Origin of the sequence: Citrobacter sp. wls710 (assembly GCF_005281115.1) — a bacterium.
Classification (GTDB): domain Bacteria; phylum Pseudomonadota; class Gammaproteobacteria; order Enterobacterales; family Enterobacteriaceae; genus Citrobacter; species Citrobacter werkmanii.
In genome coordinates this window covers 15,914-35,214 of sequence record NZ_SZXD01000001.1, presented here as the reverse complement: position 1 = coordinate 35,214, position 19,301 = coordinate 15,914, and the positions used below count along the sequence as shown (strand labels likewise).

Annotated in this window: 21 protein-coding genes; 4 read left to right on the top strand and 17 right to left on the bottom strand. The window is 55.4% G+C overall.

The genetic code is table 11. From position 1 onward, the window contains the following. Window positions 1-35: 35 nt before the first annotated feature. Entirely contained in the window at window positions 36-365 is a 330-nt protein-coding gene (yjdP, locus tag FDX14_RS00165; protein ID WP_137348836.1) for a DDRRRQL repeat protein YjdP, read from the top strand. Between the two features lie 3 nt (window positions 366-368). Here yjdP and phnP read toward each other — a convergent pair whose 3' ends face one another. The 16 genes from phnP to FDX14_RS00085 all read right to left on the bottom strand — a co-directional run bounded on the left by phnP (window position 369) and on the right by FDX14_RS00085 (window position 12,205). Beyond that, on the bottom strand, window positions 369-1,127 hold the full coding sequence (gene phnP / locus FDX14_RS00160; RefSeq protein WP_042312931.1) for a phosphonate metabolism protein PhnP: 759 nt from the start codon (window positions 1,125-1,127) through the stop codon (window positions 369-371). An 8-nt stretch (window positions 1,128-1,135) separates the two neighbouring features. After that, the gene (phnO, locus tag FDX14_RS00155) at window positions 1,136-1,570 is read right to left on the bottom strand and encodes an aminoalkylphosphonate N-acetyltransferase (protein WP_137348835.1); all 435 of its coding nucleotides are present in this window, start codon (window positions 1,568-1,570) and stop codon (window positions 1,136-1,138) included. Beyond that, window positions 1,557-2,111, bottom strand: a complete 555-nt coding sequence (gene phnN / locus FDX14_RS00150) for a ribose 1,5-bisphosphokinase (protein ID WP_038636371.1) — start codon at window positions 2,109-2,111, stop codon at window positions 1,557-1,559. The genes phnO and phnN overlap by 14 nt, the downstream gene beginning before the upstream one ends. Window positions 2,112-2,113: 2 nt before the next feature. After that, window positions 2,114-3,250 carry an alpha-D-ribose 1-methylphosphonate 5-triphosphate diphosphatase gene (gene phnM / locus FDX14_RS00145; protein WP_137348834.1) on the bottom strand — a complete coding sequence of 379 codons (1,137 nt, stop codon included), beginning with the start codon at window positions 3,248-3,250 and terminating at the stop codon, window positions 2,114-2,116. After that, a complete protein-coding gene (gene phnL, locus FDX14_RS00140) occupies window positions 3,247-3,927 on the bottom strand; it encodes a phosphonate C-P lyase system protein PhnL (RefSeq protein WP_042312926.1) in 681 nt (226 codons plus the stop codon). Before phnL ends, phnM begins: the two co-directional genes overlap by 4 nt. A gap of 107 nt (window positions 3,928-4,034) precedes the next feature. After that, window positions 4,035-4,793: a phosphonate C-P lyase system protein PhnK gene (phnK, locus tag FDX14_RS00135; RefSeq protein ID WP_042312925.1), complete on the bottom strand. Its 759-nt coding sequence runs from the start codon at window positions 4,791-4,793 to the stop codon at window positions 4,035-4,037. Further along, window positions 4,790-5,581, bottom strand: a complete 792-nt coding sequence (phnJ, locus tag FDX14_RS00130; RefSeq protein ID WP_061382714.1) for an alpha-D-ribose 1-methylphosphonate 5-phosphate C-P-lyase PhnJ — start codon at window positions 5,579-5,581, stop codon at window positions 4,790-4,792. Before phnJ ends, phnK begins: the two co-directional genes overlap by 4 nt. Before the next feature lie 46 nt (window positions 5,582-5,627). Then, window positions 5,628-6,695, bottom strand: coding sequence for a carbon-phosphorus lyase complex subunit (locus FDX14_RS00125; protein ID WP_137348832.1), 1,068 nt, complete (start codon window positions 6,693-6,695; stop codon window positions 5,628-5,630). Then, window positions 6,695-7,279 carry a phosphonate C-P lyase system protein PhnH gene (phnH, locus tag FDX14_RS00120; RefSeq protein ID WP_042312920.1) on the bottom strand — a complete coding sequence of 195 codons (585 nt, stop codon included), beginning with the start codon at window positions 7,277-7,279 and terminating at the stop codon, window positions 6,695-6,697. Before phnH ends, FDX14_RS00125 begins: the two co-directional genes overlap by 1 nt. Then, the gene (gene phnG, locus FDX14_RS00115; RefSeq protein WP_042312918.1) at window positions 7,276-7,728 is read right to left on the bottom strand and encodes a phosphonate C-P lyase system protein PhnG; all 453 of its coding nucleotides are present in this window, start codon (window positions 7,726-7,728) and stop codon (window positions 7,276-7,278) included. The genes phnH and phnG overlap by 4 nt, the downstream gene beginning before the upstream one ends. Continuing rightward, window positions 7,729-8,454, bottom strand: coding sequence for a phosphonate metabolism transcriptional regulator PhnF (gene phnF / locus FDX14_RS00110; RefSeq protein ID WP_079225648.1), 726 nt, complete (start codon window positions 8,452-8,454; stop codon window positions 7,729-7,731). A gap of 20 nt (window positions 8,455-8,474) precedes the next feature. Beyond that, window positions 8,475-9,254: a phosphonate ABC transporter, permease protein PhnE gene (gene phnE / locus FDX14_RS00105; RefSeq protein ID WP_038636402.1), complete on the bottom strand. Its 780-nt coding sequence runs from the start codon at window positions 9,252-9,254 to the stop codon at window positions 8,475-8,477. Window positions 9,255-9,322: 68 nt separating this feature from the next. Then, entirely contained in the window at window positions 9,323-10,339 is a 1,017-nt protein-coding gene (gene phnD / locus FDX14_RS00100; protein WP_137348831.1) for a phosphonate ABC transporter substrate-binding protein, read from the bottom strand. Window positions 10,340-10,362: 23 nt separating this feature from the next. Then, entirely contained in the window at window positions 10,363-11,151 is a 789-nt protein-coding gene (gene phnC, locus FDX14_RS00095; RefSeq protein WP_038636408.1) for a phosphonate ABC transporter ATP-binding protein, read from the bottom strand. Between the two features lie 132 nt (window positions 11,152-11,283). Beyond that, window positions 11,284-11,730: a VOC family metalloprotein YjdN gene (gene yjdN, locus FDX14_RS00090; protein WP_038636411.1), complete on the bottom strand. Its 447-nt coding sequence runs from the start codon at window positions 11,728-11,730 to the stop codon at window positions 11,284-11,286. A gap of 139 nt (window positions 11,731-11,869) precedes the next feature. Beyond that, window positions 11,870-12,205, bottom strand: a complete 336-nt coding sequence (locus FDX14_RS00085; RefSeq protein ID WP_079225646.1) for a zinc ribbon domain-containing protein YjdM — start codon at window positions 12,203-12,205, stop codon at window positions 11,870-11,872. Window positions 12,206-12,743: 538 nt separating this feature from the next. On the opposite strand from FDX14_RS00085, the gene crfC reads away from it, so the two are divergent. Beyond that, complete coding sequence (gene crfC / locus FDX14_RS00080) at window positions 12,744-15,101, top strand: clamp-binding protein CrfC (RefSeq protein WP_061382673.1); 2,358 nt, start codon at window positions 12,744-12,746, stop codon at window positions 15,099-15,101. Further along, window positions 15,098-15,991, top strand: a complete 894-nt coding sequence (locus tag FDX14_RS00075) for a diguanylate cyclase regulator RdcB family protein (RefSeq protein ID WP_061382672.1) — start codon at window positions 15,098-15,100, stop codon at window positions 15,989-15,991. Before crfC ends, FDX14_RS00075 begins: the two co-directional genes overlap by 4 nt. Window positions 15,992-16,021: 30 nt before the next feature. On the opposite strand, the gene kdgT is transcribed toward FDX14_RS00075, so the two are convergent. Continuing rightward, window positions 16,022-17,020 (bottom strand): 2-keto-3-deoxygluconate transporter, encoded by a 999-nt coding sequence (gene kdgT / locus FDX14_RS00070; RefSeq protein ID WP_137348830.1) that lies wholly within the window; start codon window positions 17,018-17,020, stop codon window positions 16,022-16,024. 699 nt (window positions 17,021-17,719) lie between these two features. Here kdgT and proP point away from each other — a divergent pair. Then, the gene (proP, locus tag FDX14_RS00065) at window positions 17,720-19,222 is read left to right on the top strand and encodes a glycine betaine/L-proline transporter ProP (RefSeq protein ID WP_042312901.1); all 1,503 of its coding nucleotides are present in this window, start codon (window positions 17,720-17,722) and stop codon (window positions 19,220-19,222) included. Window positions 19,223-19,301: the final 79 nt, after the last annotated feature.

Genomic DNA, 19,301 nt, shown 5'->3' with positions numbered 1-19,301 from the left:
TACCGTGGGGCGAGTTTCTTGATGAGGCTGGTTTTATGCAACGCTCCGCGACATTCCTTCTTTGTAGTTTGCTAATGCTGACCACCGTATCGGCACAGGCGGATATTATCGATGACGCCATCGGCAATATTCAGCAGGCGATTAACGACGCATACAAACCGGACAACGGGCGGGATTATGATGACTCTCGTGATGAAAGCTGGCAGCGTCAGATGAGTGACGATCGACGCAGACAGTATGATAATCGCCGCCGTCAGTTTGAAGACCGACGTCGCCAACTGGATGACCGCCAGCGCCAGCTCGATCAGGAACGACGTCAGTTAGAAGACGAAGAACGCAGAATGGAAGAGGATTATGATCGTTAGCTGTTACTCCAGCACAATCTCCATCCCATCATATCCTGCTTCGATGCCTGCCGGCAGCGGATTTTCCATTAACCACTGGTCGAACTGGTGGCTGATATGCGTCAGGATCACCCTTGGACAGCGCATAACCTCGTTCAGCGCGATGACGGTATTGAGATCGCAATGATTGCGCGGCGGCTCGGCACGCGGGGCATGGCTGCAGTCGATGATAATCACCTGCGGTGGGTTATTGTGGAGAAACTTCAGCGTCTTATCGGGAAGCCCGGCGGTGTCGGAGAGCCACGCCACGCGGCTGTGCGCGGTCTCGAACAGATAGCCAAACGTTAGCTTTGAATGGTTGAGCGGCAGCGGCGTCACCTGCAACCCTTGCAGGTCAAATACCACGAACGGTGCAACGGTATGGCTAAAATCGAGAATACCGGGATGCTTAAACAGATCGTCGCAACCCTGTTCATCCGGCGGACCGTACACCGGGATATTCGCCCCTACGCCCCAGCGCAACGGGAACAACCCCTGCACATGATCCATATGATAGTGGGTCAGCAGAAACTGCTGAAAGCTGCCCGCTGGCCAGTCGTCCATCAGATGCGGGATCCCCGCGTCCAGCAGGGTCACCGCATGATTGAATTTGACCACCCCGCTACAGGGGCGTCGACGGTATTGCGCCTGTAAGCGCGCCCGCTGACAGGCCGCGCAGTCGCAGCCAAATGCCGGCACCAGCTGCGCGCCGCCGGTTCCCGTCAGCGTAATGGTCAGACTCATGGCTCCTCCTACAACGGTTTGGTGAAGCGAAAATGGCTCTGGGTATAGCCTTCGCGCTGGTAAAAACGATGCGCGTTAAGGCGTTGGGTGCTGGTGGAAAGCTCGGTCATTTCTGCGCCTGCTTCGCGCGCGGTGGCTTCGGCCCAGGCCAGTAGCTGACTGCCTACCGTTAATCCTCGCGCCTGTGGCATCACCACCAGTTCCTGAATCTCGCCAATCCAGTTGGCGTGGTGCAGATGAAACTGCAGGTGCAGACCGATCAAGCCGACGACCTGCCCGTCGAGCAGCGCCAGCTGGTAGTGCATATTAGGATCTTGCAGATTCGCGGCGTATCCGGCGTTAAAGGCCTGGTGATCGAATTGTCCCTGCTTGAGTTCACAGATAAGCGCGTAAACCGCATCGGTATCGTAGAGCGTGGCGCGGCGTAATTCACAGACAGACATGTTTCTTCTCCTTGCGTCCCATCAGTGCGAGCAGTGTATCGACAGACTGTAGCAAACTGCCATCATTGTTGAGGACGTGGCAGTCATACGGCGCGTAGCGGGCCGCGCGTTCAAGGCGGGCGGCGATTTCCGTTTCACTCTCCCGCCCACGCGCCTGCAGACGCTGCCGTAGAATCGCTGGGGAAACCTGTAAGCAAATAGGAAGTAACGACGCGCCGTAACGAGCCTGCGCCTGGGGCAGATGGGCGCGCGATCCGTTGACCACCACATCAAAACCGGCGTGCAGCCAGAGGTCAATCTCCACGCCCACGCCGTAGTAGAAGCCGTTCGCGTGCCAGCTCAGCGCCAGCAGATTCTGCCCGGCGCGGGTAAAAAATTCTTGTTCACTCAGCGCAATATGATTTTCATTCCCGGCGTTAGCGGCACGGGTGATGTATCGATGCGCCACCAGCAGTTGCGCGGGCTCCTGCAGGCGGAGTTCTGCCAGCAGACTGTCCTTACCAGAGCCGGATGGCCCCATCAGCCAGATCAGTTTCCCCATAGTCAGAATACCCTTTTGCCCTGACGCCAGACGTGGTCGATATGGATGTTGCCGCTTTTGCGGTGTGCCAGCACCAGATCCGCCCGTTTACCTTCGGTAATAACGCCGCGATCGTCGAGATTCAATGCCCGCGCCGGGTTGCGGGTGACCAGGCGAATCGCCTGCGGCAGGGTAAAGCGGTTGGTGTCGTCATCCGCTACGCGAAATGCCGCGTCGAGCAGGCTGGCGGGGTAGTAGTCGGAAGAGAGAATATCCAGCAGCCCCAGTTCAGCCAGCTTATGCGCCGCCACGTTGCCGGAGTGAGAACCGCCGCGCACGATGTTGGGCGCCCCCATCAGTACGTTCATACCATGCTGACGCGAGGCTTCAGCCGCCGCGAAAGTGGTGGGAAATTCGGCGATCACGCTGCCAAGTTGGTGCGATTCCAGCACATGTTCGCTGGTGGCATCGTCATGGCTCGCCAGCGCGATATTACGTTCGCGGCAAAGCTGGGCGATGGCGTTACGATTGGGCTGCGACCAGCGTGCGGCGAGGATCAACTGTTCTTCTTCATAGCGGGCCATCTGCTCGTCGGTGAGCGAATATTTGCCCTGATAATACTCGCGGTACTTTTCTCGATTGGCGAACTGGCGCTGGCCCGGCGAATGATCCATCAGTGAAACCAGCGTCACCGGCTCGCGCCCGACCAGTTTTTCAAACAGCGGCAGTGTAGTGTGGTGCGGCAATTCGCAGCGCAGATGCAGGCGGTGTTCGGCGCGATTGACCCCGCGTTTTTGCGTCTCTTCCACGGCGTTGATCATCTTCTCCAGATTTTCCAGCCGATCGCCGCCGTCGCGCACGTCGCCAATCGCCACCGCATCCAGCACGGTAGTAATACCGCTGGCGACCATTAGCGCGTCATGGCTACTCATCGCCGAGTGGGCAGGCCAGTCGACCTTCGGACGTGGGGTGAAGAATTTATCCAGATTATCGGTATGCAGCTCAATTAATCCTGGCAGCAGCCAGCCGCCTTCGCCGTCTAAGGCCTCCGGCAGACAGCTCTGGGTTTCGGCAAAGGCGCGAATAAACCCGCCCGCAATTTCCAGCGATCCTTGCACCACTTCATCTTCCAGAACCAGCTTTACATTGTTGATAATCATGCGGTTGTTCCCATCAGGTGCAGGCGGTCCGCTACGCGGTCGCGCACGGTTTGATCGTGAAAAATACCGACAATGGCCGCGCCGCGGGCTTTCGCTTCTTCAATTAAAGCGACGACGGCGGCGCTGTTTTTGGCGTCCAGTGAGGCGGTCGGCTCATCGAGCAGCAGAATCGGGTAATCGACGATAAACCCACGGGCGATGTTGACGCGCTGCTGTTCGCCGCCGGAAAAGGTCGATGGCGCAAGGTGCCACAGGCGTTCCGGCACGTTGAGACGTGTTAACAGGCTGGCGGCTTTCGCGGCGCATTCTTCACGGGATACGCCGAGATCCAGCAGCGGCTGCATCACCACATCCAGCGCGGAAATCCTTGGGATCACGCGTAGAAACTGGCTCACCCAGCCGATGGTTGAACGGCGAACTTCCAGCACTTTGCGCGCCGGGGCCTGCACCAGATCGACCCATTCATCGCTGTGGCGAATGTGGATGTGTCCTTCATCTGGCAGGTAGTTGGCGTACAGCGAACGTAGCAGCGTGGATTTTCCGCTGCCGGAGTGGCCGTGCAGCACCACGCATTCGCCGCTTTTCACTGCCAGAGTTGCGTTTTGCAGCACCGGCAGACGTACGCCGTTTTGCTGGTGGAGCACGAAGGTTTTACTGACGTTTTCAACGCGAATCATTTTTGCCTCGAGATTTTTTGCCGGATGGCGGCTGCGCCTTATCCGGCCTACAAAAGTGCGATCCAGGTAGGCCCGATAAGCGCAGCGCCATCGGGCACAACAAAAAATCAGTTCTGCAATACGGATGACACCAGCAGCTGGGTATACGGATGATGCGGGTCGTCGAGCACGCGGTCGGTTAACCCACTTTCCACCACCTGACCCTGTTTCATCACCAGCAAACGGTCCGCCAGCAGACGCGCCACGCCCAGATCGTGGGTGACAATCACCACCGCCAGATCCAGTTCCACCACCAGGCCACGCAGCAAATCCAGCAGTTTGGCCTGTACCGACACGTCCAGCCCGCCGGTGGGTTCATCCATAAACACTAGCTTTGGGTGGGTGACGAGGTTGCGGGCGATCTGCAGGCGTTGCTGCATCCCGCCGGAGAAGGTGGTCGGCAGGTCGTCGATACGTGAGGCAGGGATCTCCACCTCCTCCAGCCAACGCTGTGCGGTGGCACGGATGTCGCCATAGTGGCGCGCGCCGGTAGCCATCAGGCGTTCGCCGATATTGCCGCCTGCGGAAACCTGACGGCGCAGGCCATCCAGCGGATGCTGATGCACCACGCCCCACTCGGTGCGCAGCAGACGGCGGCGGTCGGCCTCGTTCATGCCGTACAACGAACGGTTCTGATACAAAATGTCACCGTTCTGCGGCGTCAGCCGTGAAGAGATTGATTTCAGCAGGGTGGTTTTGCCGGAACCGGACTCGCCGACGATACCCAGCACTTCGCCAGGCCACAGGTCAAACGAGACGTCGCTGAAGCCTTTGCCCGGCGCGTAGAGGTGAGTCAGGTTGTTGACTGAAAGCAGCGGTTGCGTCATTTGCTGAGAGCCTCGCTCTGTTGGCGGCAGTAGTCGGTGTCGGAACAGACAAACATGCGTTTGCCGGTGTCATCGAGCACCACTTCATCGAGATAGCTGTGGGTAGAGCCGCAGATGGCGCAAGGCTCATCCCAGCTCTGCACGGTAAACGGGTGATCGTCGAAATCGAGGCTCTCCACGCGGGTATAAGGAGGAACGGCATAGATGCGCTTTTCGCGACCAGCGCCAAACAGTTGCAGGGCCGGCATCATGTCCATCTTCGGATTATCGAATTTCGGGATGGGCGACGGGTCCATGACGTAGCGGTTATTGACCTTCACCGGATAGGCGTAGGTAGTGGCGATATGGCCGAAGCGGGCAATATCTTCATACAGTTTCACCTGCATGATGCCGTACTCTTCCAGCGCGTGCATGGTGCGGGTTTCCGTTTCGCGCGGTTCAATAAAGCGCAGCGGCTCAGGGATTGGCACCTGGAAGATGATTATCTGATCTTCCACCAAGGGGGTTTCCGGGATGCGATGGCGGGTCTGGATCAGCGTGGCGTCTTCGGTACACTCCGTCGTCGCCACGCCCGTCACGCGTTTGAAGAAGTTGCGGATCGACACCGCGTTGGTGGTGTCGTCCGCGCCCTGGTCAATCACCTTCAGCACGTCCGGTTCGCCAATCACGCTGGCGGTAAGTTGAATGCCGCCTGTGCCCCAGCCGTAGGGCATCGGCATTTCGCGTCCGCCGAACGGCACCTGATAGCCGGGGATGGCTACCGCTTTTAAAATGGCGCGGCGGATCATGCGTTTGGTCTGTTCATCAAGATACGCCAAGTTGTAGCCGGAGAGGTTAGCGGTCACGGGCGGCCTCCTGTTGCAGGCGTTTGAGCAGTTCCAGTTCGGCCTGGAAATCGACGTAATGGGGGAGCTTGAGGTGCGATACAAAACCCGCCGCCTCGACGTTATCCGCATGCGCCAGCACGAACTCTTCGTCCTGCGCCGGTCCCGTGACCGTTTCATTGTATTCGACTGCCTGTAAGGCGCGGTCCACCAGCGCCATCGCCATTGCTTTACGTTCGCTCATGCCGAACACCAGCCCGTAGCCGCGGGTAAAATGGGGAGATTCGTTCTCTGGCGCGACAAAGCCGTTGACCATTTCACACTCAGTCATCAGCAGTTCGCCGACGTTTACCGCAAATCCCAGATCTTCCGGTACGGTTTCCAGTGCTACGTAACCGCTGCGGATCTCGGCGGCAAACGGGTGGTTGCGTCCGTAACCGCGTTGGGTGGAGTAGGCCAGTGCCAACAGATAGCCTTCGTCGCCGCGCATCAGCTGTTGCAGGCGTGAGGCACGCGAGCACGGATAAACCGGCGGTGTGCGAGTGATATCGTCGGGTGCGTCGCCGTTGTCTTCTTCGCGTTTTGCCAGCCCCTGCTTTGCCAGCAGGGAAAAGACGTGCGGGGAGGCATCCTGCGTGCTATCCGCGCAGCGCAGCGGCGGCGTTTCACCATTGGCCAGCAGGGTAAAATCCAGCAGGCGATGGGTGTAGTCGTAGGTAGGACCTAACAACTGCCCGCCGGGGATGTCCTTGTAGACCGCCGAGATTCGGCGCTCAAGGCGCATTTCTGCACTGTTAAGCGGCTCGCTGACCGCCACTTTTGCCAGCGTCGTGCGGTAGGCACGCAGTAAAAAGATGGCTTCGACGTTATCGCCGCTGGCCTGCTTTAGCGCCAGCGCCGCCAGTTCACGGTCGGCGATGCCGCCTTCGGTCATCACCCGGTCGACAGCCAGGTTCATCTGCTGTTCGATTTGTGCGACGCTCAGTTCGGCAATGGTCTTCTCGCCCCGGCGTCGGTTTTCCTGCAGGGCGTGGGCGTTGGCTATCGCCTTTTCGCCCCCTTTTACGGCGACGTACATCAGCACACCTCCACATGAGTCGTTCGCGGAATAGCCAGCAGGCGTTCGCCGCAGGTGAGGATCAGATCGACCCCCAGCGGGAACGGATGCGGGCGTTCGGTGAGTTCGTGAATCAGGCATTCCGGCAGTTGGGGCGCGATCATGCGTTCTTCGGCAATACCGGCGCCGGTCAGACGCAGCATGCGTCCGCCGCTTAAGCCAGAGACCTGAACAATCAGCGTGGCGCTGGTCTCTGGCGCGACGGCGGAACCGGCGGAGAGGGCGTTTAGCTGTTCGCTGCTAATGTGTTCGTCGGCGACGGCAAATGCCGCCAGCTGCGGCTGATCCACCAGCGGCGCGTTGGTATGAAAACGCAGATTCTGCCTGGCAATATCGTTATCCATCGACGGCGCCAGCCAGACCGGCGTGTCGCCATCAACCAGAGTCAGCAGCACGCTGGTGGTTGCCAGACCCAGCGGCTGCCAGCCGTGTTTCAGTTGATGCAGGGCGACGATCACGCCCGGCTCGCTCATGGCCTTCAACAGGCGACGAAAGCTCTGCTGCGCATCCTGAACGGGTAAATTAAAAGCGGTTTGTAAGGTCATGCGTTATCTCCGCGTACCAGCGTGAAGAAGTCGACCCGGCTGGCGTTGATTTCGGCACGGCGTGCGCTAATCAGCGCATCGCGTTCCGCTTCCAGCGGGGCAATCAAGGTTTCCATTAAGCTTTGGAAATGCGTTTGTTCCTGCAGCAGTGCGTCAATTACCGCGCACTGCTCGGCATGGTGTTTGTTACGTCCCAGCAGGTAGCTGTAACCCAGCGTGCCGCTCTTCAGGCGCACCACCGCGCGGGTGAGCGTGGTGTCGCCAGCAAAGAAGCGATTGCCGGTGCCGCCCATGCGGGCCTGGATTTGCAGCAGTCCGCATTCCGGTGCGCGGATAAGTTCATAGTCCGGCGTCAGTTTGAGCGCGTTGATGCGGGCACTCAGGGCATCGGCATTGCTATAAGCCAGCGCGCGCATCCAACGCTGGCGGGTGGCGGTATCGAAATGCATTCAGTGCTCCATAGTGAATTCGATCATGTCGGCGCGGGTCAGGCTGACGGAGTATTCCGTCGCCTGCTCTTCGCCTTCACGGTGGTTCAGGGTGCGCACGCACAGCAGCGGCGCCATATTGGGGATTTCCAACACCTTGCTCTCTTTGGCCTGGGCCCGGCGGGCGCTGATGCGCGTTTGCGTGCGCAGGAGCGTCAGACCGGACTGTTCGCGTAAGTAGTCATGCAGCGAACCGCTGTTAAAGCCCTGCATAAGCGGCCACAGCGTGAGGTCGGAAAAATAGTGGTCGATTTGGCACAGGGCGATGCCGTTAACCCGGCGCAGAGTACGCAGGTGAATAACGTTGTCGCCTTCGTTAATGCTGAGCGCGTCGGCAATATGGCTGGAGGCCGGGCGCAGCACCGCCAGCAGTTTTTCACTGGTGGGGTGGCTACCCTGGTCCAGCAGGTTCTGACTGAAACGCGCCTGGGCATTGAGCGGGTAATCAAACGGGCGCATCAGCACCAGTACGCCGACGCCCTGGCGACGTTGAACCCAACCACGCTCAACCAACTGGTCAATAGCGCGGCGTAGGGTATGGCGATTCACCTCGTAGCGTGCGGCAAGCTGCTGCTCGGCGGGGAGATAGTCCCCACAGCGATAATGTTGACGAAGCTCCTGCTCAAGTCTTGCGGCAATTTCCTGATAACGCGTTGGATAACTGGTCGGATGTGTAGACAAGTGCATAGCAATCAATGCCTCGCTAATCAGATAAAGTGCTTACGCAAACGCTGGGAAAGGAAATCCAGTAGACTGACGGTGACGATGATTAACACCATCAGGGCGCAGGTTTGCTGGAACTGGAAGCCGCGAATCGCCTCCCATAAGGTCACGCCGATACCGCCCGCGCCCACCATGCCGACCACCGTGGCCGAGCGAACGTTGGACTCAAAACGGTACAGCGAGTAGGAGATCAGCAGCGGCATCACCTGCGGCAAAACGCCGTAGAGGATCTCTTCAATTTTGTTGGCCCCGGTGGCGCGAATGCCTTCTACCGGTCCTGGCTCAATGGCTTCTACCGCTTCGGAAAGCAGTTTGGAGAGCACCCCGGTAGTGTGGATAAACAGCGCCATCACCCCGGCGAATGGACCTAAGCCGACGGCGACCACGAACAGCATCGCGAAGACCATTTCGTTGATGGCGCGGCAGGCGTCCATCGCTCTGCGCATCGGCTGGTAAATCCACCACGGTACGAGGTTATCGGCGCACATCAGGCCGAAGGGGATCGACAGTACAACGGCGAGGGCGGTCCCCCAGACGGCGATTTGCAGGGTGACGGCCATTTCACCGAGATAGTCCTGCCACTGGCTGAAGTCCGGCGGGAAGAAGTCGGCGGCGAAGGTCGCCATATTGCCAGAATCCTGGATCAGCGTGAGCGGCGCCATTTCGGCACCTTTCCACGAGACCACCAGCACGGCGAGAAGAATGGCCCAGCTCAGCAGCGAGAACCAGCTACGTTTGGGCGGGGCGACGGTGATGGTTTGCATGTTTAGCTCCGTTGGTACGTGTGTTTGCGTTGTAGGCCGGATGGCGCTGTGCTTATCCGGACTACAAATCACTGCACAGCTTTAGTGACGCTGGTCATAGCACCCAGTGCGGCGGTCAGACGGTCAAGGTCGTCGAGCTGCGCTTTCAGCACCGAGGTTTTGCTGGCTTTCTCTTCCTCGTTCAGCCCTTTGTTGTCCTTCACGCCCTGCATCTCTTTAAACAGCGCCAGTTGACGAATCGGCACCAGTTGCAGGTCGCTGGAGGCACGGAACGGCGCCCAGCCCAGACGCTCCAGTACGGTTTTCTGCTCCGGCGTTTTGCCGTAATTCATAAAGAAGTCGTACACCTTGTCCTTGGTGGTTTCGGAGAGGTTTTTACGCCAGACGATCGGATCGCCCGGGATCAGCGGTGACTTCCAGATCACCTTCAGCTCTTTCAGTTTTTCCGGTGCGGAAGTTTTCAGTTTGTCGAGGTTTTCGGTGTTGTTGGTGGCGACATCGACCTGCTTGTTGGCGACGGCCAGCGCGTTGGTTTCGTGTCCGGCGTTAACGGTGCGTTTGAAGTCGCTGGCGGAGATGTTGTTTTTGGCGAAGACGTAGTAGCCGGGGACGAGGAAGCCTGACGTGGAGTTGGGATCGCCGTTGCCGAAGGTCAGATCCTTACGTTTGGCGATCAGATCGTTCAGGTTGTTGATCGGACTATCTTTGTTAACGATCAACACGCTCCAGTAACCCGGGGATCCGTCGGCGGCGACGGTCTGGGCAAACACTTGTCCGTTAGCGCGATCCACCGCTTCCATTGCCGAGAGGTTGCCGTACCAGGCGATATCAACTTTGTTAAAGCGCATTCCCTGGATGATCCCGGCGTAGTCCGGGGCGAAGAAGGCGTTCACTTTCACGCCCAGTGATTTTTCCATGTCCTTCAGGAACGGTTCCCACTGCGGCTTCAGGTTTTGCTGTGATTCGGTCGAAATAATGCCGAAGTTCAGCGCTTTTTCCTGCTCTTCGGCATGGGCCGGGCTGAGCAGGGTGCTGAGACTAAACATGCTGGTAAAGGCCAGCGCGGCAACTGTCTTATAGCTCATTTCCATTCCTCATTGTGGGGATGTCAGGCAGCTTGCGCGTTCTGTTCGACGCGGTTCATGCTGCGATAGAGATGGTCAAATCGATCGTTATCAAAATGCTGGCTGCTGCCATCAAAGAAGACGTTGCCCTGGCGCAGCGCGACAATGCGTTCGCAATAGCGCAGGGCGTAATCCACCTGGTGCAGCGTGACGACCACGGTGATGCCGTCGGTCTGGTTAATGTCGCGCAGGGTATCCATTACGATGCGTGCGGATTCCGGGTCCAGCGAAGCAATCGGCTCATCGGCCAGGATCACTTTGGCCTGCTGCATCAGCGCCCGGGCGATAGCGACGCGTTGCTGTTGCCCGCCCGAAAGCGTGGAAACGCGCTGATACGCAAAGTGCGCCATGCCAACGCGGGTCAGCGCCTGGAGCGCGCGTTGTTTCTGCTCCTGACTGAACCAGCTAAAACAGGTGCGCCAGAATGGCGTGCTGCCGAGAGCGCCAATCAGCACGTTCTCCAGCACCGTCAGACGGTTCACCAGATTGAACTGCTGGAAGATGTAGCCGGTGTGGGCGCGGCTTTGGCGGATATCGCGCGCCAGCCGACCTTCGTGTTGAACGGTGCGACCCAGCAGCTCGACGTGGCTACCGGGCGATTTATCACCTGTGATCAAACCGCTTAAATGACGTAAAAGGGTGGATTTGCCGGAGCCAGACGGCCCAAGCAGAGCCACCATCTCACCGGAACAGATGCTCAGATCAACCGCATTGAGCGCCTGATGCTGGTTGAAAGATTTGGAGAGTTTCTCGACGCGGATAATCGTTTGCATGATGCGGCCTCCCTAAAAAAGTGGCCCCATCGTGGCGGATCAATGTGACGCTTTCGTTAAGGGATGGTTACTTGACGATGAAGAGTTGAGCGATTTTTAATGACAGTACGGGAGGGCAAGCCTCCCGTCGGATTACTCGGTAGGTTGCTGCTGTTTGACGACGTTGATCATCCACGGCACGCCATACTGGTCGCTCACTTTACCAAAACCGTGGGCCCAGAAGGTTTCCTGCCAGTCCATTTCGATTTTTCCGTTTGCCGCGAGGTTATCAAACCAGCGCTTTCCTTCGTCGACATTTTGCGTGTCGAGCACCAGCGTGAAGCCAGAGTAGTGGGCATTTCCATCGGGGGCGCTATCGCTCATCATGATGTCGCTGCCCGCAACGCGTAGGTTGGCGTGGGCGATGGCGGTATCGGGGAATTTCATTCCTGAAGGGCAACCTTCTTCACTGTCCTGCGCCGATTTGGGCATTTCACCGAAGTTGATTTTGTAGAGAAGCTCGGCGCCTAATGTTTTTTGATAGTAGGCGATGGCGTCTGCGCAGTTGCCTGCAAAGGAGATATAGGGACTTAACGGCATGATCTTTACCTCAGGTAAAAGAAACCAGTTAAGTGTAGTTAGCGTCTGCACAAATAAACCAGGCGGGAAGTATGAGCTTCCCGCCTGGCAGATGAGCTGGCGCAGGCCTGATTAGCGCAGCGCCATCAGGCAATTTGCATCAGTTCTTTTTCACAAACTCTGATTTCAGTTTCATTGGGCCAAAGCCATCGATTTTGCAATCGATGTTGTGGTCGCCTTCCACCAGACGAATGTTTTTTACTTTGGTACCGATCTTCAGCATTGAAGAGCTACCTTTTACCTTCAGGTCTTTCACTACGGTAACGCTGTCGCCGTCGGCCAGCAGGTTGCCGTTAGCATCTTTAACGATGAGCTCGTCGCTGTCCTGAGCCGGTTCAGCATCGTTCCATTCGTGAGCGCATTCCGGGCAGATGAACATGCCGTTATCTTCGTAAGTGTATTCGGAGTTGCATTGCGGGCAGTTTGGTAATGACATGTGGATTTCCTCAAAAGTCAGCAGGGGCAAATGCGCCCAAAAAATGGCAGATTGCCGAAAAAGGCCGCAATTATACATAAAATCCCTGCTTTTGTCGGGACTACTGCGCGATAAAGCAAAATGATCTGCTGTAAAGATCCTTTGCTTTCACATCAATGAAGTATGGCGCAATATTTTTTAAGGGAAATTGCTACCCCAGGTTATTTAAGATAAGGTGAGGCGAAATAACTGATATTCATAGGTAACACCGCTTACGGGTGTCTACGTCCTGATGATTGAATATCTCCTGCCCCCTTAATTTTAGTAGGGGAATTCAGCGGGGATTTTATAAAACTGAACTACGCTGTTTATCTTTCTTACTTATTACATAAGTGAGAGGCATCAGGCCAGCGGTTATATGCCAAATTTATTTTAATAATATCAATTGGTTGTTTCGATTTTAATTATTTCTACACGTAATTATAAAAGCCGAAAATCTATAAATAAAACGATTAGGCTAAATAAAAGCAATGCCATTTGCGTTAAGGAAAAATTTTCCATGCACACACAGACAATATATGAATTAAGTCAGGAAGCTGAACGCTTGCTGATGCTCTCTCTTGAACATCTCCGGCAATTACAAAAATTGCCCATCACGTCGTTGGATGATGTCGCGCTACAACATGGAGAGCACAGCAGACAGGTTGTTCAGCCCCTGCATTTCAGCGTGCGTGGCATGGATGTCCAGCAAGCAACGCTCAATAATGAACTGCGCAAGATTACGCGTCTGGAAATGGTGCTGGCCATCGTTGGCACCATGAAAGCGGGAAAATCGACGACGATTAATGCGATTGTCGGCACAGAAGTTTTACCTAATCGCAATCGCCCGATGACGGCGTTACCGACGCTTATTCGCCATACGCCGGGGCAGAAAGAGCCGGTGCTGCATTTTTCGCATGTCGCGCCGATCGACGCCTTAATGAAAGTTTTACAGCAGCGTATGCGGGCATGCGATCGCCAGCGTCTTACGCAGACGCTGGAAATTGATAAGGATATGAACGTCCTGCTGCAGCATATTGAAAACGGCGTGGCATTTGAACGGTATTATCTTGGCGCCCAGCCTATTTTCCATTGTCTTAAAAGCCTGAATGACCTGGTGCGTTTGTCAAAAGCGCTGGAGGCTGATTTTCCTTTTGCCGCCTATGCCGCGATTGAGCATATTCCGGTTATCGAGGTCGAATTTGTCCATTTGGCCGGACAGGCAAGCTATCCGGGGCAATTAACGCTGCTGGATACGCCGGGGCCGAACGAGGCCGGACAACCGCACTTACAAAAAATGCTGAATGAACAGCTGGCGCGGGCTTCTGCGGTGCTGGCGGTGATGGATTACACCCAACTGAAGTCGATTTCCGATGAAGAAGTCCGGCGGTCGATTATGGCGGTCGGGAAATCAGTGCCGCTGTACGCGCTGGTCAACAAATTCGATCAGAAAGACCGCAACAGTGATGATGAAGAGCAGGTGCGGGCCTTGATATCTGGCACGCTGATGCAAGGCGGAATCACCCCTGAGCGGATCTATCCGGTTTCTTCGATGTGGGGCTATCTGGCGAACAGAGCGCGTCATGAGCTAACCACCCGTGGGCGGTTGCCGGATCATCAGGTGCAACGCTGGGTACAGGATTTTGCCGAAGCGGCGCTTGGCAGACGCTGGCGTACCACCGATCTTGAGGATACGGAGCATATCCGTCATGCCGCCGATTTACTGTGGGAAGATTCGCTGTTTGAGCAGCCGATCCAGAAAGTGATTCATGCCGCTCACGCCAATGCCTCGCTATATGCGCTACGTTCCGCGTCGCATAAGTTATTAAACTATGCGCAAAGCGCGCACGAATATCTGGAGTTTCGCGCCCATGGATTAACGGTGGCCTATGAAAAACTGCGGCTGAACATTACGCATATTGAAGAGGATATGCAGCAGTTACAGGTGAGCCAGGGGCGAGTGAGCGATGAAGTTAACCATGAGGTAGAACTGGCGTTGGCGTCTGCCGCGGCCTATCTCAATGAGCAACAGACTGAGATTCTGTGTGGCATCAATACGTTTTTTGTCAAAGAAAACGTCCTGATGATGTCACCGCACGGTCAGGGATCAGGCGCTATAACGGCTGAAATGGCGGGTGAAATGCTGGTGCTGCATGATGAAGGGCAGGCAAAAATTGTCTTAGATAAAATGCGCTCGTCCTGTGAAGGGGTATTGCTGGCAGCGCAGGAGAGTATTAGCCGGGATTTAGCGCTACGTTTTGAGCAGCTTGAGTCGACCCTGTCCCGGGCTCTCAATGACGCTATGCACCCCATTGAATTGCGGGTGAAAGAGGAGCTGAATCACGCCGGATTTCGTGCGCGGATCCGTTTTCCTGCGTTTCATGCGGCGATGTTTAACTTCAATACCCGCCAGTTGTTCAATGAGGCCATTGAGCAGGATATTCCGGCGGAAAATGCGTCGACTACTGGCGGTGTGGTGCGTGACACTTTCTCCCGTTGGCTGAACCAACCCAACTGGGGGTGGAATGATTACGTCGAAACAAAAACGCGTTATCTCATTGATATGGGCGCGCTGCACAAGAGTCTTGTGCATTACGTTACCCAGTTTTGCCAACAAATTCGTAAAGCTTTAGTTGCTCAGGTCGATATTTCCGTTACGGCAGGCATGGCCACGTTTTTTGCTGATTTTTCACTGTGTCTGGCGCAATTACAGGCGAGCCTGCGTGAGAGCCTGACTCTGCGCCAGCAAAATGAGTCTGCGGTGAATGCGTTGAATGAACAATTGCAGCATCGTATTACGATGGCGGCATGGCTTTATGAAGATTCCCGCTTGCTGCGCGACGATATCAACACCCTTTTTGCAACTGAGCACACATGACTAACGTGTTACTGGAAGGCCCCGGGCGGACGCTGGAGTGTGTCTACCCGAAGTTTATGGTCGATCTGGTTCAAGGAGATGAAACCAAACGTTCCGGCGGTTTTCTGCAACAGCAGCAGCGTCTGCGTGCACGCCTGACGCAGGAGGTGCTATCCCAGACGCAACTGCGTGCGTGGGTGATGGCGGGCGTGTCCAGCGAGCACCTGGTGATGCGTCTGAAGCTGGTGGAGAAGCTGGCGGGCATGATCGATCCAGGCCATCTGGCGCTGGTGCGCATCGCTGAAGGGCTAATGTTTTTGCAACAGACCGAACATCCGCGGGGGCTGTCCACCCCCGGTCTCATACAGCAGATAAATTCGCTTATGGACGGGTTCACTCAACGCGGCGCGTATAAGGAGAAGGCGTTGACGCAACGCGGCCTGACGGTTCAGGCGGGTGAACACAGCGAGCAAATTTTTACCCGTTGGCGAGCTGGGGCGTATGACGGCTGGTCGTTACCCGGGCGCTGTTTTGTCGCGCTGGAAGAACTGCGCTGGGGCGCTTTCGGTGACGCCTGCCGGTTAGCGAATGCCGATGTGGTCTCAATGCTTAAAGACAATCTGCGCATCATGGCTGCTCAGACGCTGGCAGACAGCGTGAATGCGGCGCCCGCTACGCGTCATTATTATCATCATTGGCTCAGCGCGCCGACGGTCGGCGGCTCGGGCGAGCACAACGATATGTTGAGTTGGTTAGGCGACTGGTGTGATGCGCAGCGCCATCCGGTGAGCTGGTCTGTGACGCAGCGTTGGCAAAATGTGGCGTTGGGAATGCCGCGATTGTGTTCGGCAAAACGTCTGGTTGATGCGATGGTTGAGGAGATTTTTGCGCCGCCCCCACTCATCAATTGAGCAGGGACGGTCAGTGAGGCTAAGGCAGAGTTAGTGGTGCAGAGTATCTGCCGGGGTTGCCATCGTCTCGTTGGCGACCAGGTTTTTATTAAAGCGTTTGGCATACAGCGCGGTGATAATCGGCACCAAAATGGCGGTGACAATCACGCTGGCAGCAACCAGCGCCGTGGCGGAGGCGGCAACCGGTTCAAATGCCGGGTTAATCTGGGCGATAATCACCGGGTTTGCCACCGCAGCGCCTGCCGCAGAAGAGGCTGCCACACCTGCCGTACCGTTCCCGCCACCGATAACGCGGTCAGCAATAATCAGCGGGATACCGGTGATAACGATTACCGCGACGCCCAGCAGAATACCCAACAGACCGGTATCAACGATGACGCTCAGGTTAATGGTATTGCCCAGCGCAAAGCCGAAGAACGGGATTAGTACCGGCGTGGCTTTGCTGAAGAAAGAACGTAGATCGTGATCCAGGTTACCCAGCGTAAAGCCAATCAGGAACGGTAATACCGCGCCGATAAAATGGTGTGGCTCGAAGGAGGCCAGGCCCGCTGAACCAAGGATCACCATCGTCATCAACGGACCGGATTCCAGAGACATTAATACAAATGCGCCGGACTCTTCTTTCGTTCCGTACTGGTTCATCAGGCTGGCGTACAGACCACCGTTGGTCATATCCATCGCGGAAACAATTGCCAGTACCGAAAGTCCCGCAAAGAACCCGGTTTGAATACCGGTATCAGGAATAAATGACGCGGCTATCATTGCCACTACCCACGCCACGGCTATTTTGGTGATGACCAACGTACCGGACTTACGTAATACTGTACCGGTTGCCCGTAAATCAATAGATGCGCCAATACAAAAAAACCACACCGCCAGAATAGGCACCGTTCCGCTGATCATGCCTTTGGTAAACGATCCGAAATACGCGCCAGTATCGGGAGCCAAGGTATTTAACACTGCGCCTAATAACAGGGGAATCAACATCATTCCGCCGGGGATGCGTTCAATCGTGGCTTTAATTTTCATAAACGTCCTCATATCTTGTCGCAGGCACTATATGCGCAAGGAGTTAAAAATTAATAAATTCAAATGGTTACTAAAATTTCTTAACAAAGGTAATCGCTATCTCTTTGTTTTATAGAATCTAACGCGGCATACGTTGAGCGTGTTACTGCTCCCAAGGATATTGCGTCTGGAATTAGTTTGCATTCATGGGAACATTGATTCAATCAAAATAAAACGATGTTTTAGTTATCTTCATCACATATTCCGCGCAAAAATTCTCAAGCGCTCTGATTATTAAAAAAGCTGTGATCTTTTTGTGAAGTGATTAGGTGGTTTTTTTGCTAGCAGAATAATAGTGACCGCTGTGATTGTTTGTTTAATAAAGCGATTTATTCTTGTATTTAATTGTCAGTAAATCGCAAGCATGACATGTAAAAAAGCTGACTCAGAATGACCTTATTTACGCAGGTTGACGAAATGAAATACCATGTGTGAAGTTGATCACAAATTTAAACACTGTTAGGGTAAAGAGGTCATTAACCGCCCAATCAGGCGTCAACAGGTTCGGTTGTACTGCTCGTTTCCAGCCAGTGTAAGTAAACCTGCTACGCTTGTTACAGGGATTGCGTCTGTGCATTCCCCGCTCGGCGATGACCTTAGCGCATGTTGCGTTAGGAGCGTCGAACTGTGCGCGACAGGGCTAAGTCTAAGAGGACTGGTATGCTAAAAAGGAAAAAAATAAAACCCATTACGCTGCGCGACGTCACCATCATTGATGACGGAAAGTTGCGAAAAGCCATTACCGCGGCGTCGTTAGGTAATGCGATGGAGTGGTTCGATTTTGGTGTTTATGGGTTTGTTGCTTACGCATTAGGTAAAGTGTTCTTCCCGGGGGCTGACCCCAGCGTGCAGATGGTTGCCGCGCTCGCCACCTTCTCTGTTCCCTTTCTGATTCGACCGCTTGGCGGATTGTTCTTCGGTATGCTCGGCGATAAATACGGTCGTCAGAAGATCCTCGCTATCACCATTGTGATTATGTCGATCAGTACCTTCTGTATCGGTCTTATTCCCTCGTATGCCTCGATTGGTATCTGGGCGCCGATTCTGCTGCTTGTATGTAAGATGGCACAGGGATTCTCGGTCGGCGGAGAGTACACCGGGGCGTCGATTTTTGTCGCGGAATATTCGCCTGACCGTAAGCGTGGATTTATGGGGAGCTGGCTGGACTTCGGTTCGATCGCCGGGTTTGTGTTGGGCGCGGGCGTGGTGGTTCTGATTTCAACCATTGTCGGCGAGGAAAATTTCCTTGAGTGGGGCTGGCGTATTCCGTTCTTCCTGGCGCTGCCGTTAGGGCTGATTGGTCTGTACCTGCGTCATGCGCTGGAAGAGACGCCGGCGTTCCAGCAGCACGTTGATAAACTGGAACAGGGCGACCGTGAGGGTCTGCAGGAAGGTCCGAAGGTTTCCTTTAAAGAGATTGCTACCAAACACTGGCGCAGCCTGTTGGCATGTATCGGCCTGGTGATTGCCACCAACGTTACCTATTACATGCTGCTCACCTATATGCCGAGCTACCTGTCGCATAACCTGCATTACTCTGAAGATCACGGCGTGCTGATTATTATCGCCATTATGATTGGTATGTTGTTTGTGCAGCCGGTGATGGGTCTGCTCAGCGACCGCTTCGGTCGTCGCCCGTTTGTGATTATGGGCAGTATTGCGCTATTTGTGCTGGCCATTCCGGCATTTATTCTGATTAACAGTAATGTCATCGGCCTGATTTTTGCCGGGCTGCTGATGCTGGCGGTGATCCTCAACTGCTTTACCGGGGTGATGGCTTCAACGTTACCGGCGATGTTCCCGACGCATATTCGTTATAGCGCGTTGGCGGCGGCGTTTAATATCTCGGTCCTGGTTGCGGGTCTGACGCCAACCCTGGCTGCCTGGCTGGTGGAAAGTTCGCAGAATCTGATGATGCCTGCTTATTACCTGATGGTGATTGCGGTGGTTGGTTTAATTACCGGTATCACCATGAAAGAGACCGCGAATAAGCCACTGAAAGGGGCGACGCCTGCCGCTTCGGATATTCAGGAAGCGAAAGAGATCCTCGGTGAGCACTACGATAACATCGAGCATAAAATCGAAGATATTGATCAGGAAATTGCGGAATTGCAGCTTAAGCGTTCGCGCCTGGTGCAGCAGCATCCGCGTATTGATGAGTAATCAGCTCTCAGGCCTACAGGTAGCGTTGTACTCAGTAGGCCGGATAAGGCGCCAACTGCCATCCGGCGCATTATGTTGA